General features: G+C 73.4%; 16 protein-coding genes. 10 read left to right on the top strand and 6 right to left on the bottom strand.

What is annotated here, in order from left to right:
- Positions 1-48: 48 nt before the first annotated feature.
- Together ACFYXC_RS11095 and ACFYXC_RS11090 are read right to left on the bottom strand one after the other, a co-directional pair.
- Positions 49-1707 (bottom strand): M23 family metallopeptidase, encoded by a 1659-nt coding sequence (locus ACFYXC_RS11095; protein WP_389549458.1) that lies wholly within the window; start codon positions 1705-1707, stop codon positions 49-51.
- Positions 1708-2039: 332 nt separating this feature from the next.
- A complete protein-coding gene (locus ACFYXC_RS11090; protein ID WP_389549456.1) occupies positions 2040-2978 on the bottom strand; it encodes an esterase/lipase family protein in 939 nt (312 codons plus the stop codon).
- 410 nt (positions 2979-3388) lie between these two features.
- Here ACFYXC_RS11090 and ACFYXC_RS11085 point away from each other — a divergent pair, with 410 nt between their 5' ends.
- Positions 3389-3799: a cobalamin B12-binding domain-containing protein gene (locus ACFYXC_RS11085; RefSeq protein ID WP_389549453.1), complete on the top strand. Its 411-nt coding sequence runs from the start codon at positions 3389-3391 to the stop codon at positions 3797-3799.
- 334 nt (positions 3800-4133) lie between these two features.
- On the opposite strand, the gene ACFYXC_RS11080 is transcribed toward ACFYXC_RS11085, so the two are convergent.
- A complete protein-coding gene (locus ACFYXC_RS11080; RefSeq protein ID WP_389549450.1) occupies positions 4134-5756 on the bottom strand; it encodes a DUF5691 domain-containing protein in 1623 nt (540 codons plus the stop codon).
- A 61-nt stretch (positions 5757-5817) separates the two neighbouring features.
- On the bottom strand, positions 5818-7170 hold the full coding sequence (locus ACFYXC_RS11075; RefSeq protein WP_389549448.1) for an SWIM zinc finger family protein: 1353 nt from the start codon (positions 7168-7170) through the stop codon (positions 5818-5820).
- A gap of 134 nt (positions 7171-7304) precedes the next feature.
- Here ACFYXC_RS11075 and ACFYXC_RS11070 point away from each other — a divergent pair, with 134 nt between their 5' ends.
- From ACFYXC_RS11070 to sucD, 6 genes are all read left to right on the top strand, one after another.
- Entirely contained in the window at positions 7305-8480 is a 1176-nt protein-coding gene (locus ACFYXC_RS11070) for an AAA family ATPase (protein WP_388914292.1), read from the top strand.
- On the top strand, positions 8477-10951 hold the full coding sequence (locus tag ACFYXC_RS11065; protein ID WP_389549445.1) for a DUF5682 family protein: 2475 nt from the start codon (positions 8477-8479) through the stop codon (positions 10949-10951). Before ACFYXC_RS11070 ends, ACFYXC_RS11065 begins: the two co-directional genes overlap by 4 nt.
- The gene (locus ACFYXC_RS11060) at positions 10951-12204 is read left to right on the top strand and encodes a vWA domain-containing protein (RefSeq protein ID WP_389549442.1); all 1254 of its coding nucleotides are present in this window, start codon (positions 10951-10953) and stop codon (positions 12202-12204) included. The genes ACFYXC_RS11065 and ACFYXC_RS11060 overlap by 1 nt, the downstream gene beginning before the upstream one ends.
- Before the next feature lie 365 nt (positions 12205-12569).
- The gene (locus ACFYXC_RS11055; RefSeq protein WP_389549439.1) at positions 12570-13490 is read left to right on the top strand and encodes a hypothetical protein; all 921 of its coding nucleotides are present in this window, start codon (positions 12570-12572) and stop codon (positions 13488-13490) included.
- A 740-nt stretch (positions 13491-14230) separates the two neighbouring features.
- Entirely contained in the window at positions 14231-15409 is a 1179-nt protein-coding gene (sucC, locus tag ACFYXC_RS11050) for an ADP-forming succinate--CoA ligase subunit beta (RefSeq protein WP_388914304.1), read from the top strand.
- 21 nt (positions 15410-15430) lie between these two features.
- Positions 15431-16315 (top strand): succinate--CoA ligase subunit alpha, encoded by an 885-nt coding sequence (gene sucD, locus ACFYXC_RS11045; protein WP_221347825.1) that lies wholly within the window; start codon positions 15431-15433, stop codon positions 16313-16315.
- Between the two features lie 90 nt (positions 16316-16405).
- Here the strand turns inward: sucD and ACFYXC_RS11040 are convergent, their stop codons facing one another.
- Positions 16406-17350 (bottom strand): sigma factor-like helix-turn-helix DNA-binding protein, encoded by a 945-nt coding sequence (locus ACFYXC_RS11040; protein WP_389549435.1) that lies wholly within the window; start codon positions 17348-17350, stop codon positions 16406-16408.
- Positions 17351-17447: 97 nt separating this feature from the next.
- On the opposite strand from ACFYXC_RS11040, the gene ACFYXC_RS11035 reads away from it, so the two are divergent.
- The gene (locus tag ACFYXC_RS11035; protein ID WP_389549432.1) at positions 17448-19496 is read left to right on the top strand and encodes a DUF6350 family protein; all 2049 of its coding nucleotides are present in this window, start codon (positions 17448-17450) and stop codon (positions 19494-19496) included.
- Positions 19497-19583: 87 nt separating this feature from the next.
- On the opposite strand, the gene ACFYXC_RS11030 is transcribed toward ACFYXC_RS11035, so the two are convergent.
- Positions 19584-20480: a hypothetical protein gene (locus ACFYXC_RS11030; RefSeq protein ID WP_389549429.1), complete on the bottom strand. Its 897-nt coding sequence runs from the start codon at positions 20478-20480 to the stop codon at positions 19584-19586.
- Between the two features lie 349 nt (positions 20481-20829).
- On the opposite strand from ACFYXC_RS11030, the gene purN reads away from it, so the two are divergent.
- Positions 20830-21459, top strand: a complete 630-nt coding sequence (purN, locus tag ACFYXC_RS11025) for a phosphoribosylglycinamide formyltransferase (RefSeq protein WP_388914317.1) — start codon at positions 20830-20832, stop codon at positions 21457-21459.
- Complete coding sequence (gene purH, locus ACFYXC_RS11020) at positions 21456-23087, top strand: bifunctional phosphoribosylaminoimidazolecarboxamide formyltransferase/IMP cyclohydrolase (protein WP_388914321.1); 1632 nt, start codon at positions 21456-21458, stop codon at positions 23085-23087. The genes purN and purH overlap by 4 nt, the downstream gene beginning before the upstream one ends.
- Positions 23088-23255 lie beyond the last annotated feature (168 nt).

The raw sequence follows: 23255 nt of genomic DNA, 5'->3' as shown, positions 1-23255 counted from the left end.
GGCCGGGGCGGGACCAGTCGGTCCGCGGTCGCTCGGTCCGGGACTCGCCTACGTGGGGTCCACCCCGTGGCTGCGCAGCCACGGGAGCGGGTCGATCGCCGAGCCGCCGCCGGGACGTACCTCGAAGTGGAGGTGTGGGCCGGTGGAGTTGCCCGAGTCCCCGGAGTACGCGATCGGGTCGCCGGCCTTCACGACCGTCCCCGGGGCCACCTTGTAGGTGGAGAGGTGGCAGTACCAGGTCTCCGTGCCGTCCTTGGCCGTCACGATGATCATGTTCCCGTAGGCGCTGTTCAGCTGCGTACGGACGACGCCGTCCGTGGCGGCCATCACCGTCGTGCCGTACGAGACCGGGAAGTCGATGCCGGTGTGCACGGACATCCAGTTGATGCCGGCCTGACCGTAGTAGGCGCTGAGCCCGTGCCGCGAGACCGGCAGCGCGAACTTCGGGCGCAGCCGCTCCTTGCGGGCCGCCTCGGCAGCCGCCCGCTGCTTCTCGGCGGCCTGCTGGGCCTTGAGGTCGATACGTTCCTGCGTGCGGCTCGCCCGGTCGGCGAAGTCGTCCGCGTCAGCGGAGAGATTCTCCAGCTGGGTGTCCAGCTTGTTGTTCGCGACCGACGGCTGCACCGCGGCCGCGTCCGGTGCGGCGGCGGTCGTGCGGACCTCGTCCCCGCTCTCGCCACCGGTCACCGACGCGGCGGCGATACCGGCGACCCCCATCACGCATGCCGACGGCACGGCGATCGTCAGCAGCGCGGAACGCTTGGGCGGAGGGCGGCGGCGCGAGCGGGAAGCGGAACGGCCCGCCGCGCGGGACGCGGCACGGCCGCCCGGGGCGGCGGGAGCGATCTCCTCGACACCGTCGAGCAGCGAGGGCTCGTCGTGCACGTGGATGTGGGTCTCGGTGTCCGCGTCGGCGATGTCGGCACCCTGGCCGGAGTGGTCGAACTCGCCCTGCGCGGTGGCCTGTTCCTCGTAGGGAACCTGCTCGAACGCGCTGGTGGCCTGCTGGTCGTACGACTCGTGCTCCGCCTGCGGAGGTGCCTGTGTCCGGGGGTGGAGCTGGGTCTGGGTCTGCGCCTGGTGCTGCTCGCCGCCGTCCGAGTTCCACGCCGTGGCGTCGTACGTGCCCGTCTCGAAGGTCGGCGCCGTCCACTGCTGCGTGGGGTCGAACTGGTCCGCCTGGAGCCAGGCGTTCGCGTCCCACTGACCTGTGCCGTCGGGGCCCGCGGCCTGCGCCGGGATCTCACCGAGCTGCTGGTAACCGGCGTCCGGCCAGACACCGCTCGTGTCGTAGCTGCCGGTCTCGTGGGCGGCGTGGTGCTGGGCCGCGTACGGGTCGTAGTTCAGCGTCTGGTGACTGCCCGTGGACTGCGCCCAGTTGCCGTTGGAGGACGTGCCCGACGTGGCGTCGTACGAACCCGTTCCGCCACCGCTGCCGTCGGTTCCGCTTCCGTTGCCGGGCAGGTCGCCGAAGAGGGGGTCGGTGGCGAACGTGGTCGTCGCGTAGGCGCCCGTCGAGTCGTAACCGCCCGGCGTGCCGTACGAGTCGGCGGCGGCGGTTTCAAAACCGGTGGCGGGGTACGCGTCATACGTGGTGAAGTCGCCGTACAGGGCGTCCTGCTGGCCGTGGGACGCGTAGTGCGCCGAGGCGGCCTCGGGAGCCGGAGCCGGGGGAGTTACGGTCCCCGACGGGTGACGGTCGTTCACCAACTTCTCTTTCGCCTCGACGACAGGGGCTGGCAGAGCAGTGCGGCGACTGTACCCGGCGGTACGAGGGCGCGACAATCTTCAGCAGGTTTCCTCCTCGCAGGAAACGGGCATTCGGCCGCCTTTCGGCGGTGTATGGGCACAGCTTTGGCCTGGCGTTCGATGGGTGTTCGAAGAAGTGATGTCTCCGGAGCGGCGCACGGCTTCCGTTTGCGGCGCTCTCCGGCGCCTTTTGTCGTTCCCTGTTGCCCCGGTTCATGGCGGATCGCATCCGGACGTCCGCTTCCGGTTACGCCGTTGTGATGACGCCCACTCCGGTTGAGCCCTTCCGGTCACGCCACCGTGAGGCCGCCGGTGTGGGCGGCGGCGCGGGTGGTCTCCTCCTCGGCGTCCAGGGCCTGACGAATGCCTGCCGCGACCGCCGGGTGCACCGGCAGGGCGAGATGTCCGATGCCGCTCACCCGGATGTTCCGCACGAACAGGTCCGGGTGCTCGATGCACGCCGTCTCCAGGGGGACCATCAACTGGTCGAGGTCGCTCCAGAAGCTCACGAACCGCGTGCGGCAGTGCGGGGCCGGCTCGCACAGCTCTCGGAGCACGCCGGAGCCCGGGCGCATCTGCCGGACGATCGGGTGCGCGTTCATCAGCGGCACGACGCGGGTGCCCGCGTGCGGTGTGCCCAGGGTGACCAGGGTCCGGACGCGGACGTCACCGCCCAGGCGCTGCACGTAGTACCGCGCGATCAGTCCACCGAGGCTGTGCCCGACGATGTCCACCTCCTGGCGGCCGGTGCGCTCGCAGATCTCCTCGATGTGCCGGCCGAGCAGCTCGGCCGCGGTCCGGATGTCGCAGGTCAGCGGGGAGTAGTTGAGCGACTCGATCTGCTGCCGGCCGTGCTGGGCCAGGGAGCGGCGCAACAGCACGAAGACCGAGCGGTTGTCTATGAACCCGTGCAGCAGGACGACCGGGGGCCTGGTCGGGGTGGGCAGCCGGGTCGTGTCCGCGGCGGAGGCCGGGCCCGTGCCGAGACCCGTGCCGGGGGCGGCCGGGTCCAGGTCCGCGTCGGGCAGGTGTGCCAGGGCCTGCGGCGGGACCGGGGACGGGCGGCGCTCCGGGGCGATGCCGGACGGATAGAGGATGAGGTGGCCCGCCAGGATCGCGATCTCCAGGGCCGTCGCCTTGAGCAGGGTCGGTGAGAGTCCGGCCAGTCTGACGGGGAACAGACGCTGGCACGGTGGAAGCAGGGCCAGTAATGCCCTGGTGACCTTCATGGCCGACCTCCCGTCGGCGCACGGCAGGAACCCTCTGTTCCCCCGTGTGCCCTCGTGGGAAGCCGATGGATGAGGGCGGCGACGGTGCACGTGCGGCGTGGGTGGCACCGGTGGAGCGACGGGGCCACCGTCGTCGTGCGATCGCCGATGCGCCGCACCACCCCGTCGCGCGGCTGACGGCGCGGAGGTGCGGAGACCTCGTAGCGGTTTCCCTTGCGCTCGTCCCGCCGGCGACGCGTGTGTCGCGGTGTGCGGGATCGGTGCGCTGCGAATGTGTCCCACCGTGTGATTTCCCCCTCGGTCTCCACCGCGAAACTGCCGGTTGCGGGATGCTGGAGATAACGTTCGTTCACTCGGCACGGATCTGTGCAGATCGGCAGATCGGGCGCAGTCGGTTCATGGAGGCAGTGATGGGTGTGGCAGCCGGTCCGATCCGCGTGGTGGTGGCCAAACCGGGGCTCGACGGGCACGACCGCGGGGCGAAGGTGATCGCGCGGGCGCTGCGGGACGCGGGCATGGAGGTCATCTACACCGGTCTGCACCAGACGCCCGACCAGATCGTGGGTACGGCGATCCAGGAGGACGCCGACGCGATCGGGCTCTCCATCCTGTCCGGGGCGCACAACACGCTGTTCGCTGCGGTCATCGAGCTGCTGGAGGAGCGTGACGCCTCGGACATCAAGGTGTTCGGTGGGGGGATCATTCCTGAGGCGGACATCGCGGGGCTCAAGGAGAAGGGTGTCGCCGAGATCTTCACGCCGGGGGCGACGACTTCGGAGATCGTGGAGTGGGTGCGGATGAATGTGCGGCAGCCGGTTTAGGGCTGCCGTTTTTGTTGCGTGCGTTTTGGGTGTGGCTCTGGGTTGGTGCGGGTTCGTTGGGGCTGGGTGCGCCGTTCCCCGCGCCCCTGGGTGGGGCGTGGTCGGGCTTTGTGGGTTGGTGCGGGCTCGTTGGAGTTGATCGCGCAGTTCCCCGCGCCCCTGGGCGGGTTGGGGTGGGGCTCTGTGGGTTTGGTGCGGGTTCGTTGGGGCTGATTGCGCCGTTCCCCGCGCCCCTGGGTGGGGCGTGGTCGGGCTTCGTGGGTTGGTGCGGGTTTGCTGGGGCTGGGTGCGCCGTTCCCCGCGCCCCTGGGGGGGGGCGGCTCCGTTGGTGGGGTCAGGGTGGGGTCAGTTCTGATTGCATGGCTGCTCTCAGGCGTAGCGTCGTCACCAGGCGTTGGAAGGATTCGGACCAGTAGCCTCCGGCGCCCGGGGCCGCGTCCTCCGACTCGTCGGGGACGGCTGTGAGGGCTTCGAGGCGGATGGCCTCCGCCGGGTCCAGACAGCGTTCGGCCAGGCCCATGACCCCGCTGAAGCTCCATGGATAGCTGCCCGCGTCGCGCGCGATGTTGAGCGCGTCCACCACGGCCCGGCCCAGCGGCTCCGCCCAGGGCACCGTGCACACCCCGAGCAGCTGGAACGCCTCGGACAGCCCGTGCATGGCGATGAACCCCGCCACCCAGCCGGCCCGCTCCGACGCCTCCAGGATGCCGAGCAGCTTCGCGCGCTCGGCGAGGGACACCGCTCCGGGCCCGCCCGCCTCCGGTGCCGCCGGTGTCCCCAGCAGCGCTCTGGACCAGGAGGGATCACGCTGCCGCACCGCCGCCCGGCACCACGCGGCATGCAGCTCGTCCTGCCAGTCGTCGGCCACGGGCAGCGCCACGATCTCCTCCGGCGTACGCCCGCCGAGCCGCCGCGACCAGGTGCCGAGCGGCGCCGCCTCCACCACCTGGCCCAGCCACCACGACCGTTCGCCGCGGCCGGCCGGCGCCTTGGCGACCACGCCGTCCCGCTCCATGCCGGGGTCGCACTCGTGCGGCGCCTCCACCGCTATCGTCGGCACGCTGTGCGTGTGGTCGATCGCGACGCAGGACCCCGCCCGCTCCGCCATCCGCCCGGCGAGCGCCGAGCCCGGCAGCGCGGACAGCAGCTCCGCCGCCGTGGACCGCACATTGCGGCTCCGGTCGGCCAACGCCCGCTCCAGGAACGGCTCGTCCGCCGCACACAGCCCAGTCCGCAACGAGTCGAGGAACATCAGCCGGTCCTCGGCACGTTCCGACGCCCACGTCGTGGCGAGCAGATCCCGGGCGGCCGCCGCGTCCCGTGCCCGTACCGCCGACAGGAGCGCGACCCGCTCGGCGAACAGGCCCTCCTCCCACAACTCGCGCACCCGCTCCGGTTCCCCGGGGCCGGGCAGGGCCGCCCCGCCGCCCGGTGTCGAGCGCAGCGCGAAGCGCCAGTCCGCGTTCAGCCGGGCCAGCCACAGGGCGCGCGGTCCCGCGAACGCCAGCACCGCAGGCCGGATGTCCGTACGCCCCCGCGCCGCGTCCAGCAGCGCGGGCAGCGCCTGCGCGGGAGCCGCGTAACCGTGCCGGTTCGCCGTGGCGAGCCACTGCGGCAGCAACTCCATGAGATCGGGCGCCGTGCCCCTGCGGCCGCCGCTGCCCGCCCCCGGCCGGTCGGCGAGCAGCATCGTCAGCCTGCGTGCCGCCGCCGGCGGCAGCGCGGGACGCGCGTCCTCCGCCGCCGGTTCGAGCCGGGCGGCCGCCCGCCCCGGCCGCATCCCGGCCCGCCGTCGCACGGTCTCCACGGCCGCCGCGTCCAGCAACGCCGTCGGCGCGTCACGCCCGGCCGGGACCCCGGTGGGCGCACGGCGCGCCGTCCCCAGCAGCGCCACGGTCACGAGCTCCTCCCAGTGGCTCCCGTCGGGCGCCTGTGCGGAAGCGGGTGTACTGGTCATGAACGTCCCTTCCAAGCGAGGTCTGGCCATAGGGGGGCGGCAAGGCCGGAGCGCCGGGCCGTCAGCACAGGGCCACCGCCTCGCCCGGGCCCTGCGGCCAGGCCGTCAGCGGCGTGAAGCCGAGGTGGCCGCACTCTCCGAAGACCGTCACCGGGCGGCCGCCGGAGAGGGCGACCAGGCGCCACAGGCCGGAGCGGGACCGGGCGGCCGGGGTGAGCGGCAGGGCGAGTTCCCCGTCGGCGTCCGCCAGTTGCCAGCCGTCGCCGTCCGGGGTCGGTATGACGCGTTCTAGCGTCACCGGCCGGGACTCCAGCCACGGGTCGTCCCGCAGGGCCGCGCCGTACTGGGCCACGGCCCGCGCCACGTCCACGCCGGGCGGGCGGAACTCCGTGGGCGCCCCGGGTGCGAACCGCTCGCCCAGCGCCGCCCGCAACTGTCCCGCGCCCGGATACGCGGACACCTCCGCGTCGAGCGTCAGCCCGACAGGCAGCGCCAGCTCCGGTGCGCGCCCTGCGGCCCCGTAGGAGAGGAGCAGGGCCGTGCGCCGCGACTCGGCCCCGTAGAGCCAGATGCGGCGGGTCGTGAGACGGCTGTCCGCGGTGTCGTACTGGGCCAGGACCAGCCACTGGTCGCGCACCGGCGGTCCGTCCGCCGCACCGGGCAGCCCGATCCGGGAACGGACCGTCGCGGCCAGGCCGTCGGGCAGTCCCTCACGGCGCAACCACCCCTGGTCGAGGAGGTGGAGCAGCGCGCACTCCTCCAGCAGCCGCACCGGCCAGCCGGGGCCGGACGACGGTATCGCCCCCAGCTCCCGCACCCGCGCGGCCAGCCCGGGCGCCTGCGCGTCGACCATGCGGGCCGCGGTCTCCTCCCACATCCCGTACCCCGACTGCTCCGCCGAGGCCAGACCGCCCCGCAGCAGGTCCGTCAGCCGCTGCTCCAGCTCCGCCGCCCCCGCCGTGATCCACTCGGCCCGCCGCTCCGCCCTGCGGCGCGCCGCCTCCGGGTCACCCGCGGGCGGGGAACCGGCTGCGCTCGCCGCGCGTCTGTCGTCCGCGCGCTTCCTCCTGCCCTCGAGCCACTCGTCCGCCCAGTCCGGCGCCTGCCCCCGCGGCACCGCGCCGTCCTCGCCGGCCCAGAGCAGCAGCAGCCCCAGCGCGTGCTTGCACGGGAACTTGCGACTCGGACAACTGCACTTGTACGCGGGCCCGGTGGAGTCCGCGATGTCGATAACCGTCCGGTACGGCTTGCTGCCGCTCCCCTTGCACAGGCCCCACACCGTCCCCTCGTCAGAACTGCCCGCCTCCGACCACGGCCCGGCCGCACCGAGCTTGCTGCCCGCCTTGCGTGACGCGGTGTCAGGCGCCAGTGCCAGCACCTGATCCGCAGTCCAGCGCACCCCCTGCTGAGTCATGCAACCGACGGTAGATCCCCCCACTGACAATCGGCCGTGGCGCCAGCGTCTGTGCAGGTCAGAGCCGATTGTCAGTGGCGTGGTGCACGGTGGAACCAGATCCGAACCGGCCGAGCCGCAAGGGGGACCGCTCCATGTCCGTGTCCGTCGACCCGACGTCCGTCGAGCCGAGCCAGCACCAGTCCGCATCAACACCCGCATTGGCACCGGCCGGCGCGTCCGCGTCCGGGAGCGAGGAACTGCGGCCGCACGCCGAGGACGCGTTCGCCGCCGAACTCGCCGCGCTGGCCGCGCAGGACGACCGCCCGCGGCCGGCCCGCTGGCGGATGTCACCGTGGGCCGTGGCGACGTACCTGCTCGGCGGCACGCTCCCGGACGGCACGGTGATCACGCCGAAGTACGTGGGACCGCGCCGCATCGTCGAAGTGGCCGTCACCACGCTCGCCACCGACCGGGCCCTGCTCCTGCTCGGGGTGCCCGGCACGGCGAAGACGTGGGTGTCCGAGCACCTCGCGGCGGCGGTCAGCGGGGACTCCACCCTTCTCGTGCAGGGCACCGCCGGCACACCGGAGGAGGCGATCCGCTACGGGTGGAACTACGCGCAGCTCCTCGCGCACGGCCCGAGCCGGGACGCGCTGGTGCCCAGCCCGGTCATGCGGGCGATGGCGGACGGCATGACGGCCCGGGTCGAGGAGCTGACCCGCATCCCCGCCGACGTACAGGACACGCTCATCACGATCCTGTCGGAGAAGACGCTGCCCATACCGGAGTTGGGCTCCGAGGTGCAGGCCGTGCGGGGCTTCAACCTCATCGCGACGGCCAACGACCGTGACCGCGGGGTGAACGACCTGTCGAGCGCCCTGCGCCGCCGCTTCAACACGGTGGTCCTGCCGCTGCCGGAGAGCGCGGACGCCGAGGTCGAGATCGTCTCGCGCCGGGTGGACCAGATCGGCCGCTCCCTGGACCTGCCGGCCGTGCCCGAGGGATTCGAGGAGATCCGCCGCGTCGTCACCGTCTTCCGTGAGCTGCGCGACGGCGTCACCGCCGACGGCCGTACGAAGCTCAAGTCGCCCAGCGGCACGCTGTCCACCGCCGAGGCGATCTCCGTCGTCACCGGCGGCCTCGCCCTGGCCGCCCACTTCGGGGACGGCGTCCTGCGCGCGGGCGACGTGGCCGCGGGCATCCTCGGCGCCGTCGTCCGCGACCCGGCGGCCGACCGTGTCATCTGGCAGGAGTACCTGGAGGCGGTCGTCCGCGAGCGCGACGGCTGGAAGGACTTCTACCGGGCGTGCAGGGAGGTGAGCGCGTGAGCGAGGACGCTGCGGCGAGCGGGGGCCTTCGGGCGCCCGGACCCCTGCTGCTGGGGGTGCGACACCACGGACCCGGCTCGGCGCGGGCGGTACGGGCGGCACTCGACGAGGCGCGGCCGCGCGCGGTGCTGCTCGAAGGACCACCGGAGGCGGACGCGCTGATCGCGCTGGCCGCCGACGAGGACATGCGGCCGCCCGTCGCGCTCCTCGCGCACGTCGTGGACGAGCCGGGGCGGTCGGCGTTCTGGCCGTTCGCCGAGTTCTCACCGGAGTGGGTGGCCATCCGCTGGGCCCTCGAACACGAGGTACCGGCCCGCTTCATCGACCTCCCGGCCACCCACACGCTCGCCTGGGGACGCGAGGAGGAGAACGAGAAGAAGGAGAACGACAAGAACGACGAGAGCGAGAAGGAGGCGCCGGGGGAGGGCGAGGCGGCGGGCGGCGGAGGGGACGGGGAGCCGGACGGGCCGCGCCACGGACCCGCGGAGGCCGTGCGGATCGACCCGCTCGCCGTGCTCGCCGAGACCGCCGGGTACGACGACCCCGAGCGGTGGTGGGAGGACGTGATCGAGCACCGGGGGGCGCGGGGAGAGGACGCGTTCGCGCCGTTCGAGGTGCTCGGCGAGGCCATGGAGGCACTGCGGGAGGTCTACGGCACGGGCGGACACGAGAGGGACCTCGTCCGCGAGGCCCACATGCGCCTCCAGATACGGGCCGCGCAACGGGAGTTCGAGGACGACGTGGCCGTGGTGTGCGGTGCCTGGCACGTGCCCGCGCTGCGCCGGCGGACGACCGTCGCCGCCGACCGGGCCCTGCTCAAGGGCCTCCCCAAGGTGAAGGCCGACATGACCTGGGTGCCCTGGACCCACCGCCGGCTCTCCCGCGTGAGTGGTTACGGGGCGGGCATCGACTCACCCGGCTGGTACGGGCATCTGTTCGCCGCCGCCGACCGCCCCGTCGAGCGCTGGATGACGAAGGTGGCCGGGCTGCTGCGGGACGAGGACCGGCTCGTCTCGTCCGCGCACGTCATCGAGGCGGTGCGGCTCGCCGACACGCTCGCGGCGATGCGGGGCCGGCCCCTGCCCGGCCTCACCGAGACCACCGACGCCGTGCGGGCCGTGATGTGCGAGGGCTCGGACGTACCGCTCGCGCTCGTGCACGACCGGCTGGTCGTCGGCGACGTCCTGGGCGAGGTGCCCGAGGCGGCGCCCGCGGTCCCCCTGCAGCGCGACCTCGCCCGGCTCCAGCGAAAGCTGCGCCTCAAACCGGAGGCCCAGGAGCGGGAACTGGAGCTGGACCTGCGCAAGGAGACCGACGGCGGGCGCAGCAGACTGCTGCACCGGCTGCGCCTCCTCGGCGTCGGGTGGGGAGAGCCGGCGGCCTCACGCGGCAGCACGGGTACGTTCCGGGAGACCTGGCGGCTGCGCTGGGAGCCGGAGCTCGCGGTGCGGGTCGCCGAGGCCGGGGTGTGGGGCACGACGGTGATCTCCGCCGCGACCGCGAAGGCCGAGGCGGACGCCGTCGGCGCACAGTCCCTGGCCGACGTCACGGGTCTGGCCGAGCGCTGCCTCCTCGCCGAACTGCCGGACGCCCTCCCGGTGGTGATGCGGATCCTCGCCGACCGCGCCGCCCTGGACGCCGACGTGGGGCACCTCGCCCAGGCACTGCCCGCCCTCGTCCGTTCCCTGCGCTACGGCGACGTCCGGGGCACCGGGACGCACGCCCTGGCCGAGGTCGCCGCGGGCCTCGCCGAGCGCGTCTTCGTCGGGCTGCCCCCGGCGTGCGCCGCTCTCGACGCCGAGGCCGCCGAGGAGATGCGGGGGCACGTGGACGCCGTGCACGGCGCGGTGGGGCTGCTGGCCGAAGGGAGCGAGGACGACTCCCGCGCCGGTATACGCGGCCGGTGGCACTCCGTGCTGGGCACGCTGTCGGCACGGGACACCGTTCCGGGTGTCGTCCGGGGGCGGGCCGTCCGGTTGCTGCTGGACGACGGGGAACTGGGACAGGCGGAGGCGGCCCGGCTCATGGGACTTGTCCTGTCGCCCGGGACAGCGCCCGGCGACGCGGCGGCCTGGATCGAGGGGTTCGTCGGCGGCGGATCCGGCGGCGGCATGCTCCTCGTGCACGACGAACGGCTGCTCGCACTGGTCGACTCCTGGCTGACCGGCGTGCCGGCGGACGCGTTCACCGACGTACTGCCGCTGCTGCGCCGCACGTTCTCGGCGTACGAGCCCGGGGTGCGCCGCACCCTGGGCGAGCTGGTGCGGCGCGGCCCGGGACCACACGGGAGCGTCGCCGCCGGCGTCTCCGGGCCACCCGGCTTCGCGCCCGACCTCGACACGGACCGCGCCGACGCCGTACTGCCGGTCCTGCGCCTGCTGCTGGGCCTGGACCTCGACGACGCCGACCACGCGGGCGACAACCGCGCGGACAACGACCATCCGGACAACGACCTTGCGGGGGTGAGGTGATGAGCACCGGCGCTGTGGACACGGGGGCCGTACCTACGGGAACGGCCGAGCCGGACGCTGCCGGTACCGACGACGGTGCCGGAGCGGGCGGTGCCGCGCACGAGCGGCTGCGGCGCTGGCGGCTCGTGCTGGGCGGCGAGGACGCGGACGGCACGGGCTGCGCGCTCGCGGGGCAGGACGCCGCGATGGACGGCGCCCTCGGGGCGCTGTACGGGAACGGGAAGGGCGGCAGGGCGCGGGCGGGCCAGGACCGTTCGGCCGGGCTCGGGGCGTCGGCGCCGTCCGTCGCCCGGTGGCTCGGGGACATCCGGACGTACTTCCCGTCCTCCGTCGTCCAGGTCATGCAGCGGGACGCCATCGACCGGCTCGGCCTGTCCACCCTGCTCCTCGAACCGGAGATGCTGGAGGCCGTCGAGGCGGACGTCCATCTCGTCGGCACCCTGCTGTCCTTGAACAAGGCCATGCCCGAGACGACCAAGGAGACGGCACGGGCCGTCGTGCGCAAGGTGGTCGAGGACCTGGAGAAGCGGCTCGCGACCCGTACCAGGGCGACCCTCACGGGGGCCCTCGACCGCAGTGCGCGGATCAGCAGGCCGCGCCACCAGGACATCGACTGGAACCGCACCATCGCGGCCAACCTCAAGCACTACCTGCCCGAGTACCGCACGATTGTGCCCGAGCGCCTCATCGGATACGGACGCGCCTCGCAGTCCATGAAGAAGGAGGTCGTCCTCTGCATCGACCAGTCGGGATCCATGGCGGCGTCCGTCGTGTACGCGTCGGTGTTCGGCGCGGTCCTGGCCTCGATGCGGTCCATCGACACCCGGCTCGTCGTCTTCGACACGGCCGTCGTCGACCTCACCGACCAGCTCGACGACCCGGTCGACGTCCTCTTCGGCACCCAGCTCGGTGGCGGTACGGACATCAACAGGGCCCTCGCGTACTGCCAGTCGCAGATCACGCGCCCCGCCGACACCGTGGTCGTGCTGATCAGCGACCTCTACGAAGGGGGTATCCGCAACGAGATGCTGAAGCGGGTCGCCGCGATGAAGGCATCCGGGGTGCAGTTCGTGACGCTGCTCGCGCTGTCCGACGAGGGCGCCCCCGCGTACGACCGTGAGCACGCGGCGGCACTGGCGGGGCTGGGCGCACCGGCGTTCGCCTGTACGCCCGACCTCTTCCCGGAGGTGATGGCCGCGGCGATCGAGAAGCGCCCGCTGCCGATACCGGACACGGGCAGCCCCGGGCAGTAGAGGCGACGGGGAGGACAGGGGCGGTAGAGGGACGGTGGACGGGGGGTGGAAGGGCGCAAGGTGGCGGAAAAAGCGGACATGCGTATCCATCGGTAACAGGGGGCTTGCGCAACCTCGGGAGTCCCGTGCGAGGATCGGCGAGCTTTCGGGGGGCATGCAGCCGCACGGCCGCGCCCCGCTTCGCTTCACCGCGCCCCGCTTCACCCCGCTCGACCACCCGGCCCGACCGCCCCTTGCTCGACTCCCCTTCACCGCCCGCCTGGTTGCGCCTCCCTCGTCTCGTCCTTCCCTCCCCGTCTCGTCCCTCCGCACGGGAGCTCTCCGCCTTGGCCCTGTCAGCCGCATCGCCCGGTGTCGCCCCGCGTGTGACGCGCGGGTCCGTCGGTCGGCGTGCGCTGCACGTGGCGCTGCTGGTGGGCGGGTTGTTCGTGCTGGGGCTCCTGTGGGGGAAGCAGGCGAGCGCGGCGGAGGGTGTGGCGGCGGGCTCGAACCACCGGGCCGCGACCGTGGAGGTCCAGCGCGTTCTGCGGCCGGTCACCGAGCAGGTCCCGCGGCCGGTCACCGGGCAGATCCTGCGGCCGGTGACCGAGCAGGCCGTCCGCCCGGTCACCGATGTCGTGGTGCCGTCGGCCGCCGGGCATGTCGTGCGACCCGTCGGTCGGCCCATCGGTGATCTGGTGGACCAGATCACCGGAGGGATCGCCGGGCAGCCGGCCCCGCCGCAGGGGTGGCCGACGCTCCCGCACCTGCCGCCGCTGCCCGACGTTCCCGTCCCCGGGTTCCCGGAAGCACCGGGGCTGCCTCTGCCCGAGGTGCCCGGGGTGCCCGAGATGCCCGGCCAGACCCCGCCGGCCGGTACGGGAGCGCCACAGCGGCCGGACGGACCGACGGACGGGGACCAGGCAGCCGGGCAGACGGCCGAGAAGCAGGCGGTCGAGGAGCAGGTGCCTGGGAAGTCGCGCGAAGAGAACGGGGCGCCGGCGGCGTTCGGGCCGCGGTTCGCCGGCGGTTTCGCGGCGGCCGACAGCGGCGCGCGCCTCCGCGCGCACCCTCGGCACGTCACAGCCTCGGGGGTCGCACCCGTGCACCAGGTTCCCGACAGCGACCCGGCGGGCGTGTCCGGTGGTCACTCCGCGGCCGACAGCGGGTCGCCGAGGCACGGCGACGCGCAGGCCGTCACGTCGAGCGAGAGGCTCCGGTCGGCGCTGGTGCCCGGCGCCGCGGAGGACGTCACCGCGGCCGGGACCCGGGACCGGCACCGGGACATACCGGCGTCCCCCGGCTAGCTCCGGCCCTCTCCGCCGGGTGCCCCGGTTCGTCGTGCCGTCGATGGCGGCGGCAGCGGATCGGTGGCGGCGCGTCGCCCGTGGGCGACGTGACGGGCGACATTCAGCCGTTCGTGTGAGCCGTGGCCGACCGGGCCGAGCGATCCGCACCGGGTGGCCGGGGAGGCCGGACCCGACGTCCGCGACCTGTCCGGAACCATCCAGTCCGGCTCTGCTCCGGCTGGCACTGCCTGGTACCGGCCGCGAACGCGGTCCTCCCGTCGTAAGGCCCGGCCCGACGGTCGGCCGTACGGCAGCCCTCCGGCCCCCGGCCCCTTCACGCCCCCCGCGCCCCCCTGTGCCCCCACACCTCAGGACTCCGCAGGGCGCAGGCCCGTACGGCCGAAAGCCGTTCGGTTCGTGCGGCCGAGACCCTGCGGTCCGGGGCGGCCGGACCTCATTGGGGTGAGGTCCGGCCGCCCCACGCCCCTGCAACCTGTTTCAGGGGTTGATTGCCGGGCCTCACCAGGCAAACCCCAGCCTGGTGAGGCCCTCAGGGCTGGCATTCTGTGACCGTAATCACCGCCCAGGTGTGATCTGCGATTTAGGGCCCCGCCGCCTGCGGGGATAACCTGCGAGACGGACATGCCGCGTGCCGGCCACCGTGCTCACGCCCTCCTTGTGACCGCGCAGTCACGTTGCCCTCGCGGCACGCCCACGCAGACAACGAACCGCGAATTACCTGATAGGGACGGACGCGCGTGGACCTGTTCGAGTACCAGGCGAGGGACCTCTTCGCCAAGCACGGTGTACCGGTGCTGGCCGGTGAAGTCATCGACACGCCTGAAGGGGCGCGCGCGGCGACCGAGCGACTTGGCGGCAAGTCCGTCGTCAAGGCGCAGGTCAAGGTCGGTGGCCGCGGCAAGGCCGGCGGCGTGAAGCTGGCCGCCACCCCGGACGAGGCCGTCGCCCGCGCGACGGACATCCTCGGCATGGACATCAAGGGCCACACGGTCCACAAGGTGATGATCGCCGAGACGGCTCCGGAGATCGTCGAGGAGTACTACGTCTCGTACCTCCTCGACCGCACGAACCGCACCTTCCTCGCCATGGCGTCCGTACAGGGCGGCATGGACATCGAGGAGGTCGCGGAGAAGACCCCCGAGGCCCTCGCGAAGGTCCCGGTCGACGCCGTCGAGGGCGTCTCGATCGAGAAGGCCCGCGAGATCGTGGCCCAGGCGAAGTTCCCGGCCGAGGTGGCCGAGAAGGTCGCCGAGATCCTCGTGACCCTGTGGGACACCTTCGTCGCGGAGGACGCGCTCCTCCTCGAGGTGAACCCGCTCGCCAAGGTCGCCTCCGGTGACGTCCTGGCGCTGGACGGCAAGGTGTCCCTGGACGAGAACGCCGAGTTCCGCCAGGCGGACCACGCGGCGCTCGAGGACAAGGACTCGGCCAACGCCCTTGAGGCCGCCGCCAAGGAGAAGAACCTCAACTACGTCAAGCTCGACGGTGAGGTCGGCATCATCGGCAACGGCGCGGGTCTCGTCATGAGCACCCTGGACGTCGTCGCGTACGCCGGTGAGGCGCACGGCGGGGTCAAGCCCGCCAACTTCCTCGACATCGGCGGTGGCGCCTCCGCCGCGGTCATGGCGAACGGCCTGGAGATCATCCTCGGCGACCCGGACGTCAAGTCCGTCTTCGTCAACGTCTTCGGTGGCATCACCGCCTGTGACGAGGTCGCCAACGGCATCGTCCAGGCGCTGCAGCTGCTCGCCGACAAGGGCGAGGAGGTCAGCAAGCCGCTGGTCGTCCGTCTCGACGGCAACAACGCCGAGCTGGGTCGCAAGATCCTCTCCGACGCCAACCACCCGCTGGTGCAGCGCGTGGACACCATGGACGGCGCGGCCGACAAGGCCGCCGAGCTCGCGGCCGCGAAGTAAGGGACGAGGGACAGAACAGCCATGGCTATCTTCCTCAACAAGGACAGCAAGGTCATCGTCCAGGGCATGACCGGTGCCACGGGCATGAAGCACACCAAGCTCATGCTGGCCGACGGCACGAACATCGTCGGCGGTGTGAACCCGCGCAAGGCCGGCACCTCGGTCGACGTCGACGGCACCGAGATCCCCGTCTTCGGCACGGTCGCCGAGGCCATCGAGAAGACGGGCGCCAACGTGTCCGTCCTCTTCGTGCCGCCGGCCTTCTCCAAGGCCGCCGTCGTCGAGGCCATCGACGCCGAGATCCCCCTCGCGGTCGTCATCACGGAGGGCATCGCCGTCCACGACTCCGCCGCCTTCTGGGCGTACGCGAAGTCGAAGGGCAACAAGACCCGCATCATCGGCCCGAACTGCCCCGGTCTCATCACGCCGGGCCAGTCCAACGCCGGCATCATCCCGGGCGACATCACGAAGCCGGGCCGCATCGGCCTGGTCTCGAAGTCCGGCACGCTGACGTACCAGATGATGTACGAGCTCCGTGACATCGGCTTCTCGTCGGCCGTCGGCATCGGTGGCGACCCGGTCATCGGCACGACGCACATCGACGCGCTCGCCGCGTTCGAGGCCGACCCCGACACCGACCTGATCGTCATGATCGGTGAGATCGGCGGCGACGCCGAGGAGCGCGCGGCGGACTTCATCAAGGAGAACGTGACCAAGCCGGTCGTCGGCTACGTCGCGGGCTTCACCGCGCCCGAGGGCAAGACCATGGGCCACGCCGGCGCCATCGTCTCCGGCTCCTCCGGCACGGCCGCCGCGAAGAAGGAGGCCCTGGAGGCCGCCGGCGTCAAGGTCGGCAAGACGCCGACCGAGACCGCGAAGCTGGCCCGCGCCATCCTCGCCGGCTGATCCGGCACCTTCACCGTTCACCGTTCGCGGTACGCCGACGGGCCCGCACCCCCTGAGGGGTGCGGGCCCGTCGGCGTTGCCGGGCGCCTCTCAGCGGGCCTGCGGCAGGAGCCTGTCCGGGCCCACTCCGAAGAGGGTGCGCAGTTTGGCGCGGAGTGCCAGTTCCTCCGCGGACAGCGGGGCGGGCCCTGAGCGCGGCGGAACCCCGGGCACCGTCTTGGCCGGCGCCTGCGGGGCCTCGTAGTGGTCGGGGGCCCGGTGGAGTGTGACCGCGGTGGACCCGATGACCAGCACGGTGAGGGCGATGGCCGCGCGGGTCCAGAGGCGGGCCCGGCGTTCGCTGTCCGCGCGGACGGCGACGGGCTTCGGCGCGGTGCGCAGCCGTTCCGTGCTGCCCAGCTCCGCGAGGCGGCGCCGCAGTTCCTCGTTCTCCGCCAGTTCCGGGAGGCGCGCGGCGATGCCCGCGCGCGCGTGGAGCAGTCGGTTCGCCGCAGCCGGAGTGCTCGCTTCCGTCTCGGCCGCGGTCTCCGGCAGCCCGAGCCCGAGCCCGTCGTAGAGGAGCAGGGTCCGCCGGTACGCGGGCGGCAGGCTCCGCAGGGCCGAGAGCAGCCGGCGGTCGTCCAGGGCGGCGGGCGGCGTCTCCGGGAGGCGGTGGCGCAGCCGCAGCCGGTGCCAGGGGGACATCGCGTACTCGTACGCCGCCGCACGCACCCAGCCCGCCGGGTCCCGGTCGACCGCCACCTCGGGCCAGCGCTGCCACGCCAGATGGAAGGCCCGTTCCACGGACTCCCGCGCCAGCTCACGCCGCCCGGTGAGCAGATACGTCTGCCGTACGAGGGCGGGGGCGGCGAACACGTAGAGGGCGTCGAAAGCCTGAGCGGGCGTCAGGACGTCGTCCGCCGTCAGGACGTCGTCGGACGCCGGGCCGTCACCCGGCGCCGAGTCGTCACCGCGAGCCGCGGCGTCGGCCCGGGTGGTGTCGGCCTCGGTGTCGGCCGGGGCAGCGTCAGCAGCAGAGGCAGCGGTCTGCGTCACCGGACACCCTTTCGTACGTAAAAGCACATAAAAAGTATATTGGGCGACACATCGGAGGTTCGCCTGTTACGACGGGAAAGCGCGTGTCGTTGGGAGCATGGCGGGCGTGACCCAGATGACCGATCGCAGCCCGGACCGCAGTCCCTCGTTGCCGCCGCAGCTCGCCCGGCTGCGTAGACGGTCGCCCGGACTGGCCGCCGGCCTGCTGGGCGGCGCGCTCGCGGCGGGCCTCGGACTGGGAGCGATGGCCGTACTCGTGACGGTGCTGTGGGTCAGCTCGCCCTACCCGGACAGCGGCCCCGACGGAGCGCTGCACGTCGCCGCCGCGCTGTGGCTGCTGGCGCACGGCGCGGAACTCGTCCGCACGGACACGTTGTCCGGCGTACCCGCACCCATTGGTGTGACGCCGCTGCTCCTGGTCGTGCTGCCCGCGTGGCTGCTGTACCGCGCCGGACGCGACGCGGCGGACGGCACCGCCGCGTCCGCGCCGCCCTCCGTCCGCACGGCGTGGAGCGGCGCCGTCCTCGGCTACCTGGCGGTCGGCGCAGCCGCCACGGTGTACGCCGCGGGCGGCGAACCGCGTCCGTCGTGGACGTCCGTCGTCCTGTGGCCGCCGCTGCTCGTGGTGACCGCGGCGGGAGTGGGCGTCCTGACGGCGTACGGGCGGCCGTTCGGGCACCTTTCGTCCGGACCTCTTCCGCCGTCCCTGCGCCGCGCCCTCGAAAGTCTTCCCTTCGCCCCCCTGCCTCCCTTCACCACCGCATCCCGCACCACCGGCTCCCGCACGCCCGGCTCCCGTACCACCGAATCCCGGCTCCCCGCCGCCGCGCGTGCCGCGGCCGCCGGGGCCGCGTCACTGGTGGGCGGCGGGGCCGTGCTCGTCGGTGCCTCGCTGCTGTGGCACGGGGGTCCGGCGCGGCAGTCGTTCCTGCAGCTCACGGAGAGTTGGTCGGGCCGGATCGCGGTACTGCTGCTGGCGCTGACGCTCGTCCCGAACGCGGCGGTGTGGGGGGCCGCGTACGCCCTCGGTCCCGGTTTCGCGCTCGGCACCGGACACGCGGTGGGACCGCTGCTGTCGGACCCCGGCTCACGGATGCCGCCCTTTCCCCTGCTGGCGGCGGTTCCGGACGCCGGACCGGGAACACCGCTCAACTGGGCGGCGGGCGCCGTGCCCCTGCTGGCCGGGGTGGTGGTGGCCTGGTTCACGGTCGGGGCGGGAGTGCCGCGGCGCGAGCGTGGGCGAGGCGGGACGCCTCCGGCAGGGGCCACGGCCGGGGGAGCGGAGGCGGGTTCCCCGGCCGCGCGGCGCGCCGCGGCCTGGTCGTGCCGGCGGACCGCCGAGACCCTGACGCTCGCGGCGGTCCTGTGCGGTCTGGCCCTCGCGGTGCTCGCCGCCCTGGCGGGCGGGCCCCTCGGGGTGGCCGCGCTCGCCGAATTCGGCCCTGTCTGGTGGCTGACGGGCCCGGCCGCGGCGGCCTGGACCGCGGCGGTGGGCCTGCCGACGGCCCTGGCGCTGCGCGCCTGGCGCCTCCGCGAACCCCGGACCCACGCGCCTCGCGCGACAGCACCCGAAGTGGGCGGACTCCGGGGCCGGGCACTCCGGGGCCGACGTGGGCGGAGTCAGCAGGGGGAAGCGGTTGCCGGGCGGGCGATCCGCGAGCAGGCGGCCCACACACAGCCGGCAGCCCGCCAGCAGCCGACAGCCGGCAAGGGGCCCGCAACCCGCAAGGAGCCGACAGCTGGGGAGCAGCCGTCAGCCGGGGCGCAGGCTGCCCAAGAGCAGACGGTGCACGGACCGCCGCCGCCTCGGACCCGGAATCCCGCAACGGAACGGGCCGCGGCTCAGGCGGCCGCTTCGGGGCGCGAGCCGCGAGGCCCGCGTGCCTCCTGGTCGTCGCGGTTCCGGTTCGGGCGGCGCACGCCCCCCAAGCCCGCCCACGGCTCCGGCTCGGACCACGGCTCCGGCTCGGACCGCGGCTCAGGCGCGGATCGCGACTCCGACCCGGACTTCCAGCCGTACGACTTCCTGCCGCCCGCCGACTCCTTCGGTTCGCTCTGGCACGACGACGACGCCGCGCGCGAGAGCCGCTGGGCAGCGCTGAAGCGGGCGTCCACCCCCGTCGACCGGGTCGACCCCCCGGACTGATGAGCGACTCCGCGCGGACGGGCCGGGCCGGTCACCCCGCCGGCTCGGGCCACTGTGCTGACACCGCACAGGGCACCGTCACAGGAGTCAGTTGCGGGCCCCCAGCAGTCCCTGCAACTGCTCCGGGAGCAGCTCGTCGCAGGACTTCTTCGCCGTGTTGGTGAGGGAGTCGTTCACGCAGGTGTAGTAGTCGCGGTACACGAGCTGTGCCGTGAACGTCGTCGCCACCAGGGCGAGCGCGAGGGACGCCGTGACGAGGCCGCTGACCGCCGCGGTGGTCTGAGGTTTCGAGCTCTGCGACGGCGGCGCCGGGGTGTCCGGGTCCGGCGGACGCGGCTTCTCGCGCAGCGCGCTGATCGCCCAGTACAGAGCCAGGGCGCCGAGCAGCAGTGCTACGTACGGCCAGCTGAAGAGGGCGAAGAAGAACGCCCACATGCCCGACAGCAGCGCGTACCGGGCGCGCCGCTGCGCGGGGTCCGACGGATCCCAGCGCATTCCGGCACCCGGGCCACCGGACCCTTCCGGGCCGCCCTGCCCGCCGCCGGAACCGCCCTGGGAGCCGGAACCCGGCTTGTCACCGAACCGGCCGCCCGGCGCGCGGCCCGGCTGCCGGTCGCTCCACTGGCTGCCCCAGGGGGACCCGGCGCCGTCCTGACCGCTCTGACCGCCCTGGTCGCCCGCGGGCCGCCGGGGCTGCCACGGCCGGTCGGGGGTGCCCTCCGGGGGCGGGGCGAAGGGGTTGTCGTCCGAGGGATTCCCCGGCGCCCGGGGCGGCCCGGGGTGCTGCCCGGAGTCCGGCGCACCGGAGCCCTGCTCACCTGTGGGGCCCTGGGCGCCCGCGGAGCCTCGGCCACCCGTGGAGTCCTGGCCGCCCGCGGAGCCCTGCCCGCTCGCGGGCACGTCGTCGCTCTCCCGCGGCGGAGTGGGAGAGGGGCGCCGCTCGTGCAGCAGGAGCGGAGGGCGTCGGAGACTTCGGTCCGGCATCAGGTGTGCGTCTTCCCCTTGGTGGTGTTCTCGGTGGCGTTCGGCGGGCACTGTCCACAGAGCTGGTCACGCGTCCGGGGCTGGCTCCCCGGACCTTCGTACCTGCCGCAGGTCAGCCCTGTCCCAGGTCAACGTCCCGTACGCGAAAGGCGTTCCCCCGCGCGGACCGTCTTCCCCGGGGCGGTTCCTCCCCAGACGCTACCTTCCGGCCCCGCCCCCGTCCCGTGGGGGCCGTCCGGTGTGCCGGTATCGTTGCTGACGGTCGGCCGCTTCGTAGACTTCCCCGTATCCGAGGGCGCGAAGCATTCGTACGACCGTACAAAGGCACTCCCCGAGAAAGGGCCCCGCCGTGGCCAAGGCCAAGCGCCTCGTCGTGCTGGTCTCCGGATCAGGTACGAATCTGCAGGCTCTCCTCGACGCGGTCGCGTCGCAGGGACCGGCCGCCTACGGAGCCGAGATCGTCGCGGTCGGCGCGGACCGCGACGGCATCGCAGGACTGGAGCGCGCCGAGCGTGCCGGCCTGCCGACCTTCGTCCGCCGGGTCAGGGACTACGGGACCCGTGAGGAGTGGGACGCGGCCCTGGCCGAGGCCACCGCCGCGCACGCACCGGACCTCGTCGTCTCGGCCGGCTTCATGAAGATCGTCGGCAAGGAGTTCCTGGCCCGCTTCGGCGGCCGGTTCGTGAACACCCATCCCGCCCTGCTGCCCAGTTTCGCCGGGGCGCACGGCGTCCGTGACGCTCTCGCCTACGGCGCGAAGGTCACCGGGTGCACCGTCCACTTCGTCGACGACGGCGTCGACACCGGCCCGATCATCGCCCAGGGCGTGGTCGAGGTCCGGAACGAGGACTACGAGGACGATGGTTCCGCTCTTCATGAGCGCATCAAGGAAGTCGAGCGAAGGCTGCTCGTCGATGTCGTGGGGCGGCTCGCCCGCAACGGCTATCGCATCGAGGGACGAAAGGTAGTTATCCAGTGACCGCCGAGAGCACAGGCAGCGCAGGCAACGCCGGCAGCACAGGTACGGCCGGGAGCGGCAAGCGGGTCATCCGGCGCGCGCTCGTCAGCGTCTATGACAAGACCGGCCTGGAGGAGCTCGCCCAGGGCCTGCACGCGGCCGGTGTCGAGCTCGTCTCCACCGGCTCCACCGCCGCGCGGATCGCCGCCGCCGGGGTCCCGGTCACCAAGGTCGAGGAGCTCACCGGTTTCCCCGAGTGCCTGGACGGCCGGGTCAAGACGCTGCACCCGCGCGTGCACGCGGGCATCCTCGCCGACCTGCGCCTGGAGTCCCACCGGGAGCAGCTCGCGGAGCTGGGCGTCGAGCCGTTCCAGCTGGTCGTCGTGAACCTCTACCCGTTCCGGGAGACCGTCGCCTCGGGCGCCACCCCCGACGAGTGCGTCGAGCAGATCGACATCGGCGGCCCCTCGATGGTCCGCGCCGCCGCCAAGAACCACCCGTCCGTCTCCGTGGTCACCAGCCCCGCGCGGTACGCCGATGTGCTGTCCGCCGTGCGTGACGGCGGCTTCGACCTGCACGCCCGCAAGCGGCTCGCGGCCGAGGCGTTCCAGCACACCGCCGCGTACGACGTGGCCGTCGCCTCCTGGTTCGCGAGCGAGTACGCGCCCGCCGACGACTCGGACTTCCCCGAGTTCATCGGCTCGACCTTCGAGAAGCGCAACACCCTGCGCTACGGCGAGAACCCGCACCAGGGCGCCGCCCTGTACGTCGACACCGCGTCCATCGGCGACTCCGCCGCGGGGGGCGGCCTGGCCGACGCCGAGCAGCTGCACGGCAAGGAGATGTCGTACAACAACTACACGGACACGGACGCCGCGCGCCGTGCCGCGTACGACCACGACGACCCGTGCGTCGCGATCATCAAGCACGCCAACCCGTGTGGTATCGCGATCGGCGCGAACGTCGCCGAGGCGCACCGCAAGGCGCACGCCTGCGACCCGCTGTCCGCGTTCGGCGGTGTCATCGCCGTCAACCGCCCCGTCTCCAAGGAGATGGCGGAGCAGGTCGCCGAGATCTTCACCGAGGTCATCGTCGCGCCCGAGTACGAGGACGGCGCGCTGGAGGCCCTCGCCAAGAAGAAGAACATCCGTGTGCTGCGCGCCCACCGGGGTCCGGCCACGCCCGTCGAGGTCAAGCAGATCGACGGCGGCCGGCTCCTCCAGGCCACCGACCGGCTCCAGGCCGACGGCGACGACCCGTCCTCCTGGACCCTGGCGACCGGCGAACCCCTCTCGAAGGGCGAGCTGGCCGAGCTGGCCTTCGCCTGGCGGGCCTGCCGGGCCGTCAAGTCCAACGCGATCCTCCTCGCCAAGGACGGCGCCTCCGTCGGTGTCGGCATGGGCCAGGTCAACCGCGTCGACTCCGCCAAGCTGGCGGTCGAGCGTGCGGGCGCCGAGCGGGCGCGGGGCTCCTTCGCCGCCTCGGACGCCTTCTTCCCCTTCCCCGACGGCCTGGAGATCCTGACCGCGGCCGGCGTCAGGGCGGTGGTCCAGCCCGGCGGTTCGGTCCGTGACGAGCTGGTGGTCGAGGCGGCGAAGAAGGCCGGCGTCACCATGTACTTCACGGGGACGCGGCACTTCTTCCACTAGGCCGTGTCCGCACCGGGCGGACGTACCGGGCGGACGCACCGGGGGGGGGGGGGGGGGGGGGCCCGGGGGGGGGGGCCGCGGGCCCCCCGGGGGGGGGGGGCGCGGGGGGGGGGGGGGGCCGGCGCGCCCCCCCCCGCCCCCCGGGGGGGGCGGGGGCGGGGAACCCCC

The organism is Streptomyces sp. NPDC002701, assembly GCF_042889045.1.
Taxonomy (GTDB): Bacteria; Actinomycetota; Actinomycetes; order Streptomycetales; family Streptomycetaceae; genus Streptomyces.
This window is presented reverse-complemented; position numbering and strand designations above follow the sequence as displayed.